The 16,416-nt window shown below is 71.7% G+C and carries 10 protein-coding genes; 4 read left to right on the forward strand and 6 right to left on the reverse strand.

The window, feature by feature from the left end; translation table 11 throughout:
* Nucleotides 1–6 precede the first annotated feature (6 nt).
* The 4 genes from BJ984_RS13060 to BJ984_RS13075 all read right to left on the reverse strand — a co-directional run bounded on the left by BJ984_RS13060 (nucleotide 7) and on the right by BJ984_RS13075 (nucleotide 6,146).
* Nucleotides 7–2,481: a helix-turn-helix domain-containing protein gene (locus tag BJ984_RS13060; RefSeq protein ID WP_179548390.1), complete on the reverse strand. Its 2,475-nt coding sequence runs from the start codon at nucleotides 2,479–2,481 to the stop codon at nucleotides 7–9.
* A gap of 187 nt (nucleotides 2,482–2,668) precedes the next feature.
* Nucleotides 2,669–3,691, reverse strand: a complete 1,023-nt coding sequence (locus BJ984_RS13065; RefSeq protein ID WP_179548391.1) for an epimerase — start codon at nucleotides 3,689–3,691, stop codon at nucleotides 2,669–2,671.
* Nucleotides 3,688–4,470, reverse strand: a complete 783-nt coding sequence (locus BJ984_RS13070; RefSeq protein WP_179548392.1) for a DUF4166 domain-containing protein — start codon at nucleotides 4,468–4,470, stop codon at nucleotides 3,688–3,690. Before BJ984_RS13070 ends, BJ984_RS13065 begins: the two co-directional genes overlap by 4 nt.
* Before the next feature lie 2 nt (nucleotides 4,471–4,472).
* A complete protein-coding gene (locus tag BJ984_RS13075; protein ID WP_179548393.1) occupies nucleotides 4,473–6,146 on the reverse strand; it encodes a DUF885 domain-containing protein in 1,674 nt (557 codons plus the stop codon).
* A gap of 121 nt (nucleotides 6,147–6,267) precedes the next feature.
* Here BJ984_RS13075 and BJ984_RS13080 point away from each other — a divergent pair, with 121 nt between their 5' ends.
* From BJ984_RS13080 to BJ984_RS13090, 3 genes are all read left to right on the forward strand, one after another.
* Nucleotides 6,268–7,113, forward strand: coding sequence for a hypothetical protein (locus tag BJ984_RS13080; protein WP_246306465.1), 846 nt, complete (start codon nucleotides 6,268–6,270; stop codon nucleotides 7,111–7,113).
* Nucleotides 7,110–8,897, forward strand: a complete 1,788-nt coding sequence (locus tag BJ984_RS13085) for a Y-family DNA polymerase (RefSeq protein WP_179548395.1) — start codon at nucleotides 7,110–7,112, stop codon at nucleotides 8,895–8,897. The genes BJ984_RS13080 and BJ984_RS13085 overlap by 4 nt, the downstream gene beginning before the upstream one ends.
* 111 nt (nucleotides 8,898–9,008) lie before the next feature.
* On the forward strand, nucleotides 9,009–12,425 hold the full coding sequence (locus BJ984_RS13090) for an error-prone DNA polymerase (protein ID WP_179548396.1): 3,417 nt from the start codon (nucleotides 9,009–9,011) through the stop codon (nucleotides 12,423–12,425).
* An 81-nt stretch (nucleotides 12,426–12,506) separates the two neighbouring features.
* On the opposite strand, the gene polA is transcribed toward BJ984_RS13090, so the two are convergent.
* Nucleotides 12,507–15,209, reverse strand: coding sequence for a DNA polymerase I (polA, locus tag BJ984_RS13095; protein ID WP_179548397.1), 2,703 nt, complete (start codon nucleotides 15,207–15,209; stop codon nucleotides 12,507–12,509).
* Between the two features lie 93 nt (nucleotides 15,210–15,302).
* Here polA and BJ984_RS13100 point away from each other — a divergent pair, with 93 nt between their 5' ends.
* Nucleotides 15,303–15,749 carry a PaaI family thioesterase gene (locus BJ984_RS13100; RefSeq protein ID WP_179549459.1) on the forward strand — a complete coding sequence of 149 codons (447 nt, stop codon included), beginning with the start codon at nucleotides 15,303–15,305 and terminating at the stop codon, nucleotides 15,747–15,749.
* Nucleotides 15,750–15,803: 54 nt separating this feature from the next.
* Here BJ984_RS13100 and BJ984_RS13105 read toward each other — a convergent pair whose 3' ends face one another.
* Nucleotides 15,804–16,409 carry an ANTAR domain-containing response regulator gene (locus BJ984_RS13105; RefSeq protein ID WP_092552903.1) on the reverse strand — a complete coding sequence of 202 codons (606 nt, stop codon included), beginning with the start codon at nucleotides 16,407–16,409 and terminating at the stop codon, nucleotides 15,804–15,806.
* Between the last annotated feature and the right edge of the window lie 7 nt (nucleotides 16,410–16,416).

Raw genomic sequence — 16,416 nt, forward strand, 5'->3', positions numbered from 1 at the left:
TCTAGTCTAGCTATTCAGCTCACTGTCCTGCAACGCCTTCGAGGCACCGGGTATTCCGACGCCGGAGCCCGAGAGCGCGCCCGCCAGCTCGCTCCGGCCCCGCACCCCGAGCTTGCGGTAGACCCGCAGCAGATGCGTCTCCACCGTGCGCACCGACAGCACGAGCGTCTCGGCGATCTCCCGATTCGACCGGCCCTGGAGGACGAGATCGACGATCTCCCGCTCGCGATCGGACAGCTGGGGGCCGGAGGGACCGGCGTCGCCGGGCGCTCCGGCGCGACAGATCGCCGCGTGGGCGGCGGCCCGTCGCGATGAGGCCGCCGCCGGCCGTGTCCGGCCCTCGGCGACGTGCAGTTCGGCTGCGGCGCTGAAGGCCTCCTGTGCGTGAGCGTGCATTCCGAGGGACGCGGCCGTCTCGCCGATCCCGTCGAACTCGTCTGCGAGGTCCGGGTCTGCGCCGTCGGGTGCCTGTTTCCGCGCCAGGGCGCGCGCCTGACGGACGAGGAGGACGATCGAGCATCCGTCCACCGTGGTCGCGAGCTCTTCCATCCGGCCCACGACCCTGGCGGCGGCTCCGGACCGCGCGGCCCCGCTCAGCGCGATGATCTCCGACAGCGAGAACCCCATGCCGCCGTGGATGGAGGCGGCGGCCAGGAATTCGTCGACTGCCTCGCGGTGCTCGCCTAGCCCGTGGAGTACCCAGCCGTGGGCATCTCGGGCCCAGCCCTCGAGGAGGGGTTTCCCGGCGGAGGCCGCGAGAATGGGGGCGAGGGTTCCGTTCGCCTCGGCGCCCTCACCGGCAGCGGCCAATGCCTGAGCGAGGGCCAGCTGTGCCAGGAGCGCCGCCTCGCCGAGCTCGAACCGTTCGAGCCCGTGCAATGCCGTGCGCAATTCGGGAACGGCCTCGGCCACCCGCCCCGCATGGCCGAGCGCGACAGCCGCCGACCACCGGCAGAGCGACTCCTGTTCGGCTCGCCCGAGACTCGCCGCCTCGTCGCCCAGCAGGGACAGCTGCTCGAGAGTCGTGTCGAACGACTGATCCCACAGCATCGAGTAGATCTGCCCCCAGCGCACCCGGAAGGTGTCGGCTCCCGCTGCGCAGAGAGTCGCCTCTACGTCGCGCAGTTCGTCGACCGCATTCCGCGAGTGCCCGCGCATCACGAGCAGGGAGGCCTCGAAGGCGACCCTCTCGCCCTCGAGCACGAGGGAGTGGTCGACCGGCACGACGGAGCTGATCACGGCGTCGGTGCCGCCCTGCTCGATGGAGAGGGATGCGAGCTCCGAGTCGGACCCGACCCCGCTCCGCGACGGTCCGGTCGGTAGGCTCCAGGACGAGTCGGGGTCGGCGACGCGCGCTTCGACGAGCTGCACCAGCTGCTCATAGATCCGGGCTCGTCCCGGGTGGACCGCCTCGTCGACGTCGATCTCGCGCAGCCGGGCGAGTGCATCGGCCGGGTGACCGAGTTGGGACTCGGCGGCGGCGAGCACGAAGGAGGCCTCGATCGGTGCCCCGTTCTTCAGCGCCGCGGCGGCCAGCCGACTCGCGAGGTCGACGCGCGACGCCCGGAGCGCGGTCTCTGCGGCTCGGGTCAAGGCCGCACCGTCGACGTTCCAGTCCAGAGGCAGCGCGAGGCGCGCCAGAGCGAGGAGCTCGCGCTCGTCTGACTCGGCGGCCGGGCGGTCGGAGAGGGCCTCGACGATCGCGTTCGAGAGTCGGCGCCGGCGGAGGCGCCCGATCGTGTGGGGCAGCAGCTGCTCGGCGACGGGATCGTGGACACGGCATCGGACCGCATCGTCCAGGCCCAGCACGTCGATCGCCCCCGTGGACTCCAGTAGCTCCAGCACGCTCTGCGCCTCGGAACCGAGCTGTGCGCCCAGCACGTCCCGGGTGCGCTCGAGTCCCAGCTCCGGGGCGAGGGCCACCAGGTCCAGAGCCGTCTCGACGTCGGCAGTGGGGAACGGCAGGTCGAGGCGGGCGAACAGGAGCCGGCGCAGCCCCTCGAGCCGGGGCGACGACCCGGACAGCAACCAGATGCCGTCATTGTCGACGAGGGCGCCGGTGGCCTTAAGCTCTCTCACTGCCTCCCGCAGCACGACGAGGTCTCCCCCGTCGCGCCGGGGCAGCAGAATGGGCACGGCTTCTGCGGCGAGCGGGCCGCCGAGCAGCCGACGCGCGATACGGAGGACCGCAGCCCGGTCGAAGGGGTCGAGACGGAGGCGCAGGGGCTCGAACTCGTCGGTGAGCCTGTCCAGCCACGGCTCGGCCGACGAACGGACGGCGGTCACGAGCACAGGGACGACATCACCGCGCACGACGGCTTCGGCCAGCCGCTTGCCCGACTGCCCGTCGAGCGGGCTGTCGTCGTCGTGGACCCAGAGACGTCGGCGGAGCGGTTCGTCGACACCCGCGACGACTGAGCGCACGAAGGTGCTCCGCCCCGACCCACGCTCCCCCGAGACGATCACTCCGCGGCCGGTCATCAGTGCCTCGTGCGCAGCGCGCAACGCGACCGTTCGATGGATGTCGCCTTCGACGCCCGTCATCCTTCTCCCACAATCGCCCCCACTCGGTCCACGGCCATTCCCGTCGTGGACGCACCATTGTGACCTAACGGGCCCGCGAGCACCAGGTCCCGATCACAGGCTCAGAGCAGAGACGGTGGCCGAGTCACCGTGTCTTCACCGGTCTGGGGTAGCGCCGTGAGGCCGCGCGCTGCGCGACGATCGCGGCGAGGGCCGCGTCGTGGTCGCGGTAGCGGAAGGGGTAGCCCGCCGCCTCGAGGCGCTCGGGCAGCACCCAGCGGCTCTTCAGCACGAGCTCGGTCTCGGTGCGGATGGCGACCGAGCCGAGCTCGAGCATCCATCGCCAGGTGGGGATGCCGACGCGGGCCCCGACCGCGCGGCGCACCGAGGCCATGAAGGTGCGGTTGTCGGTGGGGTTCGGCGCCGAGACGTTGACGACGCCGTCGATCGAGGGGGTCTCGTCGACGAAGTGCACGACGCCCACGACGTCGTCGAGGTGCACCCAGCTGAAGCGCTGCCGGCCGCCCCGGGAGCTCGGGCGGTAGCGGTGGTAGGTGCCCGCGGCGACTCCGGCGCGGGTCGCGGGCCAGTGCCCGTCGAACTGCGGGCCGCCGAGCCCGAAGCGCGCGAGCATCATGATGGGCGCCAGAGCACTGCCGTCGCCGAGCACGATCGCCGTGCGCAATGCGACCCGGCGCGTCGCGGGCAGCTCGCCGCGGAAGAACTCGGCCTCCCAGCTCGTGGCGACGTTCACCGAGAAGCCCTCGCCGATCTCGCCCGTCGACTCGGTCATCGGCCGGTCGTCGGCGTGGCGGTAGATGGTCGCGGTCGACGAGTTGATCCACAGGCGGGGCGGATGCGCGGCGGCGGCCACGGCCTCGTTCAGCGCCCGCGTGGTCTCCAGCCGTGAACGGAAGATCTCGGCGCGGTTCGCCGCGTCGTACCGGCAGTTCACGCTCTTGCCGGCCATGTTGATCAGGAGGTCGGCGCCGTCGACGGCGGCGGCAATCGCCGCGGGATCGCTCCAGCGCGCATCCGGCCCCCGACGACCGATGAGCAGCACCTCGGCGCCCTCGTCGCGGAAGGACTGCGCGAGGGCGGTGCCGATGAAGCCGGATGCTCCGGCGAGCACAACCCGCCGTGTCGGCGTGGCCTCCGGCGACGTCACTCGGGGCCGCCCGGGTGGTGACCCTGGGGTGTCGCGGCCCCGTCGGACGAGGACGGGCGCGCGACGGCGGGGTCGGCGGCGGCGCCGGACCCGGCGCCTCCCGCCGCATCCGCACGCACCCGTGCCCGCACCGGCTCGGGCCGGATCTCGTACTGGAAGGTGCCCGCGTACTCGTACACCCGCCCCACGACCGGCGCCTCGACCACGGCGGTGACGCGCTGCGCACCCTCCCCCGCGTTGGCGGCGTCGTCGAAGCGCTCGACCACGGTGACCCGCGGCGACAGCGCCGCCGGCAGCCGCACGAAGTGCCGCCCGACCCGCAGCTCGAGCACGGTCGAGGTGAGGTGCAGCTCGCCCCGCACGACCCGCGTCGCGAGCCGCACCCGGAAGCGCCGGTCGAGGCCGAGGTGGTCGACCAGCCCGTCGGCGCCCGGGTTCTCGGCGGTGATCGCGTCGACCATGGCCTGCGCGCCGCTGAGGAAGTGGAAGCGGCGCACCGCGATCACACCCGTGCGCCCGTCACGGTCGACGAGCGGGGCGTTGACGATGCTGAAGGGGACGTTGTGCTCCCAGGCGGGGAACAGGATGCCCTGCCGGGCCAGCATCCCGAGCACCGGCCAGAGCCAGCGCCGAGGCGTGCCGATCTGCTCGAACACCCCGCTGCCGTAGCCGCGGAAGCCGGGCTTGATGCCCCCGACGTAGCGGCGCACCACCGGATGCAGGTCGTCGAGGGCCGAGCCGGAGGTCAGCTCGTAGGGGGAACGCGCGCGGGCGGCCACGATCAGCCGAGGAGCGCGGTGCGCAGGGTGTCGAGGCCGACGCCGCCGAGGTCGAGGGCGCGGCGGTGGAACTCCTTGGAGGAGAAGGCCTCCTTCTCGCGGGCGCGGAGGGTGTCGCGCACCTCCTCCCAGATGCGCTGGCCCACCTTGTAGGAGGGGGCCTGGCCGGGCCAGCCGAGGTAGCGGTTCACCTCGAAGCGGATGAAGGCGTCGTCCATGTTCACGTTCTGGCGCATGAACTCCAGCGCGTACCCGGCGTCCCAGACGCCCTGGCCGTCGAGGCGCGGCTTCTGCAGGTGCACGCCGATGTCGAGCACGACACGGGCGGCGCGCATGCGCTGCCCGTCGAGCATGCCGAGGCGGTCGGCCGGGTCGTCGAGGTAGCCGAGCTCCTCCATGAGGCGCTCGGCGTAGAGCGCCCAGCCCTCGGCGTGGCCGCTCGTGCCGGCGAGCTGGCGGCGCCAGGTGTTGAGCTTGGCGCGGTTGACGACGGCCTGGCCGATCTGCAGATGATGGCCGGGCACACCCTCGTGGTAGACGGTGGTGAGCTCGCGCCAGGTGTCGAACTCGGTGACGCCCTCGGGCACCGACCACCACATGCGGCCGGGACGGGAGAAGTCGTCGGTGGGGCCGGTGTAGTAGATGCCGCCCTCGTGGGTGGGCGCGATCATGCACTCGATCGCGCGCACCTCCTCGGGGATGTCGAAGTGGGTCGCGCCGAGCTCGGCCACCGCGCGATCGCTGGTCTCCTGCATCCAGACCCGCAGCGCCTCGGTGCCGTGGAGCTTTCGGGCCGGGTCCTCGTCGAGGAAGGCGATGGCCTCGAGAACGGATGCCCCCGGCTTGATCTCCTCGGCGATGGCCTCCTGCTCGCGCACCATGCGCCCGAGCTCCTCGATGCCCCACTCGTAGGTCTCGTCGAGGTCGACCGTGGCGCCGAGGAAGCGGCGGGACTGGAGGGCGTAGAGCTCGCGGCCCACTGCATCCTGCTCACCGGCGACCGGCGCCAGCTCGTTCTCGAGGAACTGGGCGAGCTTCGTGTAGGCCTCGGAGGCCGTCTCGGCGGCGCGCCCGAGGTCGCGGTGCAGCGCCTCGCCCACGCGGGCGGTGGCCTCGGCGCTCGTGGCGAAGGTGGTGAAGAAGCTGTCGGGGCCCGAGTTGGTGCGGGCCTGGGCGAGCACCTCGAGCACCTGCCGGCGCGCGGGCACGACGCCCTGGCGCATACCCTCGCGCAGGGTGACGATGTAGCCGTTCACCGCCTCCTCGACGGCCGAGAGGCGCTTCGAGACGACCGCCCAGTCGTCTTCGGTCTCGGTGGGCATGAGGTCGAAGACCTCGCGGATGTGCTGGCTGGGCGAGTCGATCACGTTCAGGTCGCGCAGGTGCAGGCCGGCCTCGCTGCTCGCCAGGCTGAGCCGCAGCTCGTTCGACAGGTCGCTCTTGGTGACCTCGTCGACCTCGTCGGCCGGGACGGCGCCGTCGAGCTCGGCGAGCACGGACCTCACGGCGGCGACGTAGCGCTCGTGGCCGGCGGGCGAGAGATCGCCGAAGCGGTCGTTCGCCTCGGTGCGGCCGATGTAGGTGCCGAGCACCGGCTCGAGCTCCACCACGGTGTCGACCCAGCGCTCGGCGATGCGGTCGATGTCGGTTGCGGGACGTACTGTCGAACTGCTCATGCAACGACCCTAGGGCACCCCACCGACACCGGCGCTGAGGGTTCTTCACAGGCTCCCGGATGCTCTGCACAGCCTCTTCGGCCCGATTGACTTCTTCGAACATATGTTCGAACATGGGGCCATGACCGATGCCGCACTCGACGTCTCCTCCCCCGCTTCGGCGGGCGAGGAGATCCGGGCGCTGCAGTCGCGCATCAGCCAGATGCAGGCCACCAAGCTCGACACCCGGGCGGTGCGCACCCATCCGGCGATCGCGCCGCTGCTGCCCGGCGGTTCGCTGCGCGCCGGCGCCACCTACTCGGTGGAGGGCTCGACCGCGCTCGTCATGGCATTGATGGCGGGGCCCTCGGCCGACGGCGTCTGGTGCGGCGTCGTGGGCATGCCCGACTTCGGGGTCGAGGCGGCGGCGCGGTTCGGGGTCGACCTGGAGCGGCTGGCGCTGGTGCCGCATCCGGGAGACGAGTGGCTCACCGTCACCGCGGCGATGGCCGACGTGGTCGGGGTCGTCGTCACGCAGGCGCCCGGCCGCGTGCCCGACGCCGCCATGGCGCGGCTGCAGGCGCGCATCCGGCAGCGGGAGGCCACGCTGATCGTGCTCGGCGGCTGGCCGCAGAGCGAGGCGACGCTGCGTATCACCGAGAGCTCGTGGACGGGCATCGGCTCGGGTCACGGCTACCTGGCGGGGCGGCAGGCGATGGTGTCGGTCACGGCCCGCACCGGCAACGGGCGGCCGCGGAGGGGACGGCTGTGGCTGCCCGACGGCGACGAGCTGTTCCGGCCCGTGATGGAGCTGCCGGGGATGGCGGCGGTGCCGCCTGGCGCGGGTGCTCCGTCCGTCTCTGCTGTTCCGACCGGCGCTGCTGTTCCGACCGGCGCTGCTGTTCCGTCCGGCGCTGCTGTTCCGTCCGGCGCTGCGGCGTCCGGCGGGGCCGCGCCCCTCCGGCTGCTCCGCGAGGTGAACGGATGAGCGCGGGGGCGGCCGCCGGGGCCGTGCGCACGATGGTGCTGTGGTGCCCCGACTGGCCGGTGGCGGCGACGGCCGAGGTTGAGGGGCTGACTCTCGACGACCCGATCGCGGTGATCGAGAAGGGGCTGGTGTACGCCTGCTCCGAGGGGGCGCGGGCCGACGGGGTGCGCCGCGGTCTGCGGCTGCGGGAGGCGCAGGCGCGGAGCCCCCGGCTGCGCGACTTCCCCTACGACCCGGTGCACGTCAACCGCGCCTTCGAGCCGCTGATCAGCGCCCTCGAGGAGATGAGCCCGAACGTGCAGGTCATGCGCGCCGGCAGCTGCGCCCTGCGTGCCCGCGGCCCGAAGCGGTTCTACGGCAGCGAGCACGCGGCGGCCCTCGCCTTCCTCGAGCGCTTCGCCGAGCTCGGGGTCACGGAGGCCCGGGTCGGCGTGGCCGACGGGCTGTTCGCGGCCGAGCAGGCGGCCCGGCTGCCGGGGGTCGACCTCATCCGCATCGTGCCGGAGGGCGCCTCCCCCGAGTTCCTGGCCCGGCTGCCGCTGCAGCTGCTGGCCGAGGAGGAGCTCTGCGCCCTGCTCTGGCGCCTGGGCATCCGCACGCTGGGCGACTTCGCGCGGCTGCCGGCCGAAGACGTGCGGTCCCGTTTCGGCGAGCCGGGGGCGCGGGCGCACGAGCGGGCGAGCGGCACCGACCCGCGGCGGGTGATCCCGCGCATCCCGCCCGAGGTGCGGGAGAGCGTCAACGCCTTCGAGCCGCCGCTCGAGCGCATCGACCAGATCACCTTCAGCATCCGGGCCGAGGCCGACCGCTTCGTCGGCGACCTCGCCGCCGCGCGCCTGGTCTGCACCGAGCTGCGCATCGAGATCGCCACCGAGCGAGGCGAGGTGCGGGAGCGCACCTGGCTGCATCCGCGCTGGTTCGGCGCGAGCGACGTGGTCGACCGGGTGCGCTGGCAGCTGCAGGGCGGCAGCACGATCGAGAGCACGCTCTCGGCCCCGGTCGTGCGGGTGCGGCTCACTGCCGAGACGGTCGACGACAGCGCGCGCCACGAGACCGGCCTCTGGGGCACGGGCTCCGAGGAGCGCATCCACCACGGCCTCTCCCGTGTGCAGAGCATCGTCGGCCACGAGGGTGTGCTCACCGCCTCCATCGGCGGTGGCCGCTCACCGCGCGAGCGGCAGCTGCTCGTCCCGTGGGGTGACCGCCCGGCGGCCCCCGTCTCCTCCCCCGGACGCACCGCGCCCACCATGCCCCGCACCGCGCCCGCGGCGGTGGCGGCACCCAGCACCCGCCTGGCACTGGCCGGAGCCGAGGCCATGATCGAATCCCCCGCGTCAGCCACCACCGGCGCGTCAGGCACCACCGGCGCGTCAGGCAAGCCGACATCAGGCAGGCCGGCGTCGGCCGGCGGGCGGCGGCGGGGGCCGAAGAGCTCGGCCGGATCCGAGGTGGCGCCCTGGCCGGGCAGTCTGCCGCCACCGCTGCCGACCACGGTGTTCGAGCAGCGCCGCCAGGTGCTGCTCGTGACGGGCCGGAACGAGCTGGTCGACGTCGACGACTCCGGTGGGCTCGTCGGCGTGCCGGCGCGCTTCTCCCCCGACGTCTCCGGCCGGTCGCTCCGCCCGGTGCAGGCCTGGGCCGGTCCGTGGCCGGTGTCCGAGCGCTGGTGGGACAGCCGCAAGGCCCGCCGCGTCGACCGGCTCCAGCTCGTCGACGCCGACGGCGTCGCCTGGCTCCTCGCCCTCGACCGCCACCTCTGGTGGGCGGAGGCCCGCTATGACTGACCGCTTCCCCATCCGCCGGGCACCGGCCCGCTACATCAGCCTGACCATCCGCCGGGCACCCGCCCACCACGTCAGCTCGCCCGCCGGCCGGGCACGAGGGAGGGGACGCTGATGGGGTTCAACAATCCCGCGATCCCGTGGTCGGAGCTCGAGCGCACGCTGTCCGACCGCACCCGGCCCGGGCCGCCGCCCGGCGACGGGGTGACCGAGTCGGCCAAGCGGGCGCCATACGATCCCGAGGCCGCCGAGAGCGCCCAGCCGAAGGAGCCCGTCGAGCCGGCGGTGCCCTACGCCGAGCTCCACGCGCACTCCAACTTCAGCTTCCTCGACGGAGCGTCCTCCCCCGAGACCCTGATCGAGGAGGCCGCCCGCCTGCGCCTGAACGCCCTGGCCCTCACCGACCACGACGGCTTCTACGGCATCGTCCGCTTCGCCGAGGCCGCCGAGAAGCACGACGTCGCCACGGTCTTCGGCGCCGAGCTCTCGCTCGACCTCAGCAAGCCGCAGAACGGCGTCGCCGACCCCGAGGGCTCCCACCTGCTCGTGCTCGCCCGCCGGAAGGAGGGCTACCACCGCCTCGCCGGCGCCATCACCTCCGCCCAGCTCGCCCCCCAGGCCGAGAAGGGCCGCCCCCTCTACGACCTCGACGAGCTGGCCGCCCAGGCCCACGGCGACTGGATGGTGCTCACCGGCTGCCGCAAGGGCCCCGTGCGCCAGGCGCTCGAGTTCGAGGGGGCCGACGGCGCCGCCCGCGAGGTCGACCGCCTCGTCGCCCTGTTCGGGCGCGAGAACGTGCTGGTCGAGCTCACCGACCGCGGAGATCCGCTCGACAGCACCCGCAACGACGCCCTGGCCGCCATCGCCGAGCGGCAGGGCCTCGGCACGGTCGCCACCGGCAACGTGCACTACGCCACCACGAAGCAGCACCGCCTCTCCCAGGCGCTGGCCGCGGTGCGCGCCCGCCGCAGTCTCGACGAGCTCGACGGCTGGCTGCCCGCCGCCCCCACGGCGCACCTGCGCTCCGGCGCCGAGATGGCCCGGCGCTTCGCCCGCTACCCCGGTGCCGTCGAGCGCACCGTGGAGGTGGCGGCCGACCTCTCCTTCCAGCTGCGCATGGCGAAGCCGCGCCTTCCTCGGCAGAAGGTGCCCGAGGGCCACACCCCCATGTCGTGGCTGAGACAGCTCGTGCTCGACGCGATCCCCCGCAAGTACCCCGATGCGAGCGACGACGACCTCGCGCGCATCGACCGCGAGCTCGCGGTGATCGAGATGAAGGACTTCCCGGGCTACTTCCTCATCGTCTACGACATCGTGCGCGAGGCCCGCAGCCGCGGCATCCTCTGCCAGGGCCGCGGCTCGGCCGCGAACTCCGCCGTCTGCTACCTGCTCGACATCACCGCGGTCGACGCGATCGCCCGCGAGCTGCCCTTCGAGCGCTTCCTGTCGAGCATGCGCGACGAGGAGCCCGACATCGACGTCGACTTCGACTCGGAGCGGCGCGAGGAGGTCATCCAGTACGTCTACGAGAAGTACGGCCGCCGCAACGCCGCCCAGGTGGCGAACGTCATCCAGTACCGCCCCAAGTTCGCGGTGCGGGACATGGCCAAGGCGCTCGGCCACAGCCCCGGTCAGCAGGATGCCTGGTCCAAGCAGATCGAGCGCTGGGGCCCGGCGGTCGAGAGCGACGACCACGACATCCCCGACGAGGTGATCGCGCTCGCCACCGAGGTGCTGAAGTTCCCGCGGCACCTCGGCATCCACTCCGGCGGCATGGTGCTCACCGACCGCCCGGTGGGCGAGGTCTGCCCGATCGAGAACGGCCGCATGGAGAACCGCACGGTGCTCCAGTGGGACAAGGACGACTGCGCCTGGATGGGCCTCGTGAAGTTCGACCTGCTCGGCCTCGGCATGCTCTCGGCGCTGCAGTACTGCTTCGACCTCGTGAACGAGTCCACCGGCCGGCTCTGGAACCTCGACAGCCTCCCCAAGGAGGAGGAGGCGGTCTACGACATGCTCTGCCGCGCCGACTCGATCGGCGTCTTCCAGGTCGAGAGCCGGGCGCAGATGGGCACGCTCCCCCGCCTGCAGCCGCGCGCCTTCTACGACCTGGTGGTCGAGATCGCGCTGATCCGTCCCGGTCCGATCCAGGGCGGGGCCGTGCATCCGTACATCAGGCGCAAGCTCGGGCAGGAGCCGGTGACCTACCTGCACCCGAAGCTCAAGCCGGTGCTCGAGCGCACGCTCGGGGTTCCGCTGTTCCAGGAGCAGCTGATGCAGATGGCCATGGCCGTCGGCGACTGCTCCGCAGAGGACGCCGATCTGCTCCGCCGGGCGATGGGCTCCAAGCGCGGCCTCGAGAAGATCTCGAGCCTGCGCGAGAAGCTCTACGAAGGCATGGCGAACAACGGCATCAACGCGGCCGACTCCGACGTGATCTACACGAAGATCGAGGCGTTCGCGAACTTCGGCTTCGCCGAGAGCCACTCCACGAGCTTCGCCCTGCTGGTCTACGCGAGCTCCTGGATCAAGCTGCACTACCCCGCCGCGTTCCTCGCCGGGCTGCTGCGCGCGCAGCCGATGGGCTTCTACTCACCCCAGACCCTCACGGCGGATGCGCGGCGGCACGGCGTCGAGGTGCGACGCCCCGACATCCAGCGCTCCGGCGTGCAGGCCGGGCTCGAACCGGTGCTGCTCTCGGCCGAGCCCGGGGTCGTGGTCGCCGAGACCGGGCTGGACGAGTGCCTCGGTCGACCTCATCCGGTGCCCAAGGTGTTCGACCGCTCGAAGCCCGACCGCACGGCGGAGCACCGCCGCGACGGGAACGTGGCGGTGCGGCTGGGGCTCGACGAGGTGACCTCGATCGGCAGCACGCTGGCCGAGAAGATCGTGGCGGAGCGCGACGAGAACGGGCTCTACCTGAGCATGGCCGATCTGGCGCGGCGGGTCGGGCTGACCACTCCGCAGCTGGAGGCGCTCGCCACAGCCGGCGCGTTCGAGAGCCTCGGGCTGACCAAGCGGGAGGCGCTGTGGGAGGCCGGCAACGCGGCGCAGGAGAAGGCGGAGTACCTGCCGGGCACCTTCGTGTCGGTGCAGCCCCCGCTGCTGCCGATGCTCTCGGCCGAGGAGCAGGTGGTCTACGACCTGTGGGCGACGGGCATCTCGCCCGACGATCATCCGCTGGCGCACGCGCGGGCCGAGCTGCGGCGGCGCGGAGCGCTCTCGGTGGGCGACCTCGCGACGGCGGAGAACGGGCGGCGCATCGAGGTGGGCGGGGTGGTGACGCACCGGCAGCGTCCGGCGACGGCGAGCGGCATCACGTTCATGAACATCGAGGACGAGACGGGCATCCTGAACGTGATCTGCGGGGTCGGCGTGTGGAAGCGCTACCGGCGCATCGCGCGCGACTCGCCGGCGCTCGTGGTGCGCGGCATCCTCGAACGCACCGACGAGGGAATCACGAACCTCGTGGCCGACCAGCTCGAGCCCCTCACCTTGGCGGCCAAGACCTCCTCGCGCGACTTCCGCTGACCCCCCTCCTGTCCTGCACCACGTGAAGCGGGGCGGCGGCGTGGTGCCAGGGCCGCCGGGGGCCCGGGCATCGAGGGCGGGCTAGTGCGCCGCCTCGTTCCAGTTCTCGCCGCGCCCGATCTGCACCTCGAGGGGCACCGAGAGGGTGGCCGCCGTCGACATGCGGGCCGTGACGAGGGCCGCCAGGGCGTCCCACTCCCCGGGCGCGACGTCGAAGACGAGTTCGTCGTGCACCTGCAGGAGCAGCTTCGAGGCGAGGCCCTGGGCGGCGAGGTCGGCGGCGATGTCGATCATCGCGATCTTGATGATGTCGGCCGCGGTGCCCTGGATGGGGGCGTTCAGGGCGGCGCGCTCGTCGTTGTCGCGCAGCACGCGGTTGGCGCTGTTCAGGTTCGCGAAGGGGCGGCGGCGGCCGAAGATGGTCTCGGTGTAGCCGTCGACCTTGGCCTGCACGACGACGTTGCGGAGGTAGTCGCGCACGCCGCCGAAGCGCTCGAAGTAGTCGGTCATGAGCTGCTTGGCCTCGGCGGTCTCGATGCGCAGCTGCTTCGACAGCCCGAAGGCCGAGAGGCCGTAGGCGAGGCCGTACGACATGGCCTTCACCTTGGTGCGCATGTTCGGCGTGACGTCGGCCGGGTCGACCGAGAAGATGCGCGAGCCGACGAAGCGATGCAGGTCTTCGCCCGAGTGGAAGGCGTCGATCAGGCCCTGGTCGCCCGAGAGGTGAGCCATGATACGCATCTCGATCTGCGAGTAGTCGGCGGTGAGCAGGCACTCGTAGCCCTCCCCGACGCGGAAGGCGTGGCGGATGCGCCGGCCCTCCTCGGTGCGGACGGGGATGTTCTGCAGGTTCGGGTCGGTCGAGGAGATGCGCCCGGTGGACGACCCGGTCTGCACGTAGGTGGTGTGCACCCGCCCGTCGCCGGCGATCGCCTTGTCGACGCTCTCGATGATCTGCCGCAGCTTTGTGGCGTCGCGGTGCGCGAGCAGGAGCCCCAGGAACGGATGCGGGTTGGAGGCCTGCAGGTCGGCGAGAGCCCCCGCATCGGTCGAATAGCCCGTCTTGGTGGCGCGCGTCTTCGGCATGTCGAGCTGGTCGAAGAGCACCTCCTGGATCTGCTTCGGCGAGCCGAGGTTGACCTCGCGCCCGATGATGCCGAAGGCCTCGGTGGCGATCGCGGTGGCCGAGGCGCCCAGCTCGTCGGAGAGTGCGGTGAGCTCGGGGTGGCTGACGGTGACGCCCGTGAGCTCCATCTCGGCGAGCACCATCAGGGTGGGCAGCTCGATCTCGGTGAGCACGCGCAGGGTGCGCTCGTCGAGCTGGGCGGTGAGCGCGCGGGCGACTCGCAGCGCGTACCAGGCCTCGCCGGCCGGGCCGACGACCGTGTCGTCTTCGGGAACCAGCTGGTTCGGGTCGGACTTCGGCAGGATCTCGAGCAGGTGCCGGTCGACGAGCTTCTCGAGCGAGCGGTCGGCGCTGGAGTCGGGCTTCAGCAGCCAGGCCGCGATGACCGGGTCGAACGCCAGCCCGGAGACGGCGAGACCCGCGGTGCGGAGGGCCTTGATCTGGCGCTTGGCGTCGAAGAAGGTCTTCGGGGTGTCACTCGCGAGCCACGCCTCGAAGGGGGCGTAGTCGCGGCTGCCCTGCGTCCACGGCAGGAAGATCGTCTCGTGCAACGTGGCGAGCCCGACGGCCACCGGGTAGCCGTCGATGGTCTCGACCTGCACCGAGACCGCCTTGGTGATGTCGGCCGCGGCCTCGGCGGCCGTCGCGGTGTGCCGCGCGAGCCAGCCCGCGAGCTCTTCGTCGAGAAGGGTGACCGGCACCGGCGCGTTCTCGGCCTTCGCCGCGGCCTCGGCGGCGGCGGCCTGGCCGACCTCGGAGTCGCCCGCGATGCCCTCGAGCTTCAGCACCCGGTCGAGCAGCGTGCGGAACTCCAGGCGCGCGAACACGTCACGCACCTGCTGCTCGTCGGCGGGGGCGCGCAGGAGGTCGGCGGGGCCGACCGGGAGCTCGACGTCGGTGAGCAGGCGGTTCAGCTTGCGGTTGCGCACCACGTTGTCGACGTGCTCCCGCAGGTTGTTGCCGACGACTCCCGGGATCTCGTCGCGGTGCTCGAGGATGGCGTCGAGCGTGCCGAACTGGTTCAGCCACTTCACCGCGGTCTTCTCGCCGACCTTGGGCACACCGGGCAGGTTGTCGCTCGTCTCGCCGACGAGGGCTGCGATGTCGGGGTACTGCTCGGGGCGGATGCCGTAGCGCTCCTGCACCTTCGCCTCGTCGTAGCGGGTGAGGTCGGAGACGCCCTGCCGCGAGGGATAGAGCAGCGTGACCTTGTCGTTCACCAGCTGGATCGCATCCCTGTCGCCCGAGACGACGTAGACCTTGAAGCCCTCCTCGACGCCCTGGCGCGCGAGGGTGGCCAGGATGTCGTCGGCCTCGAAGTCCTCTTTCTCGATGGTGGTGATGCCGAGGGCGTGCAGGCACTCCTGCAGGAGCGGCACCTGCCCGATGAACTCCGACGGCGTCTCGCCGCGGGTGCCCTTGTAGTCGGGGTACTCGCGGGTGCGGAAGGAGTGGCGCGAGATGTCGAACGCCACCGCGAGGTGGGTGGGCTTCTCGGCCTTGAGGAGGTTGATGAGCATCGCCAGGAAGCCGTGGATGGCATTGGTGTGCTGCCCGTCACGGGTCTGGAAGCTGTCGACCGGAAGGGCGTAGAACGCCCGGAACGCGAGCGAATGACCGTCGATGACGAGGAGGGTAGGCTGTTCTTTGTCCGGCACGAGGCAAGCCTACACAGGGCCTCCGACAGTCATTCGAGACAGGATTCCACACCGATGACGCAGCCAGAATCCGACACCCGCAGCGAGCCCGCGATGAGCGCCGAGGCCCTCCCGATCGACGTCATGTCGGTCTTCGGCTACCGCGGCATCGGCAACCTCGCCGAGAAGATGGGCATCGAGTTCCTCGAGCTGAGCGCCGAGCGCTCGGTGGCGCGGATGCCCGTCGAGGGCAACACCCAGCCGCTCGGTCTCGTGCACGGCGGGGCCTACGTCGTCTTGGCCGAGAGCCTCGGATCGACCGCCGCGAACCTGCACGCGGGCCCCACCAAGGTCGCCATGGGCATCGAGATCAACGCCAGCCACTCGGGCTCGGCCACCAGCGGCTGGGTGATCGGCACCTGCACCGCTATCCACCTCGGCAAGAGCCTCGCGACGCATCAGATCGAGATCGACGACGAGAAGGGCCGCCGGCTCTCGACGGTTCGCATCACGAACATCATCAAGGACCGACGGCCCCAGCAGGTCTTCGAGCCCAAGTAGCCCCAAGTAGCCCCAGGTAGCCCCGACAGCGCAAGCAGCCGGAGAAGACCGTTGCTACTTCTTCGGCGACAGCTGCTCGATGATGGCCTGCGCCACGTCGTGCATGGTCAGCCGGCGGTCCATCGACGCCTTCTGGATCCACCGGAAGGCCTCGGGCTCGGTGAGCCCCATCTTCTCGTTCAGCAGGCCCTTGGCCCGGTCGACGAGCTTGCGGGTCTCGAAGCGCTCGACGAGGTCGGCGACCTCGGACTCGAGCGTGATGATCTGAGCGTAGCGCGAGAGGGCGATCTCGATCGCGGGCAGCAGGTCGTTGGGCGTGAACGGCTTCACGACGTAGGCCAGTGCGCCGGCCTCGGTGGCCCGCTCCACGAGCTCCTTCTGGCTGAAGGCGGTGAGCAGCACGACGGGCGCGATGTGGTCCTTCGACAGGCGCTCGGCCGCGGAGATGCCGTCGAGCTGGGGCATCTTGACATCCATGATCACGAGGTCGGGGCGGAGCTCGGTGGCCAGGGCCACGGCGGTCTCGCCGTCTCCGGCCTCGCCGACGACGTCGAACCCGTTGTCGCGCAGGATCTCGACGATGTCGAGGCGGATCAGGGATTCGTCTTCGGCCACCACTACACGGCGGGGCACTGCTGTCGTCGGTTCTTGGTCAGTCACGTTTCAA

It is taken from the genome of Herbiconiux flava, from assembly GCF_013409865.1.
In the GTDB taxonomy this organism is placed as follows: domain Bacteria; phylum Actinomycetota; class Actinomycetes; order Actinomycetales; family Microbacteriaceae; genus Herbiconiux; species Herbiconiux flava.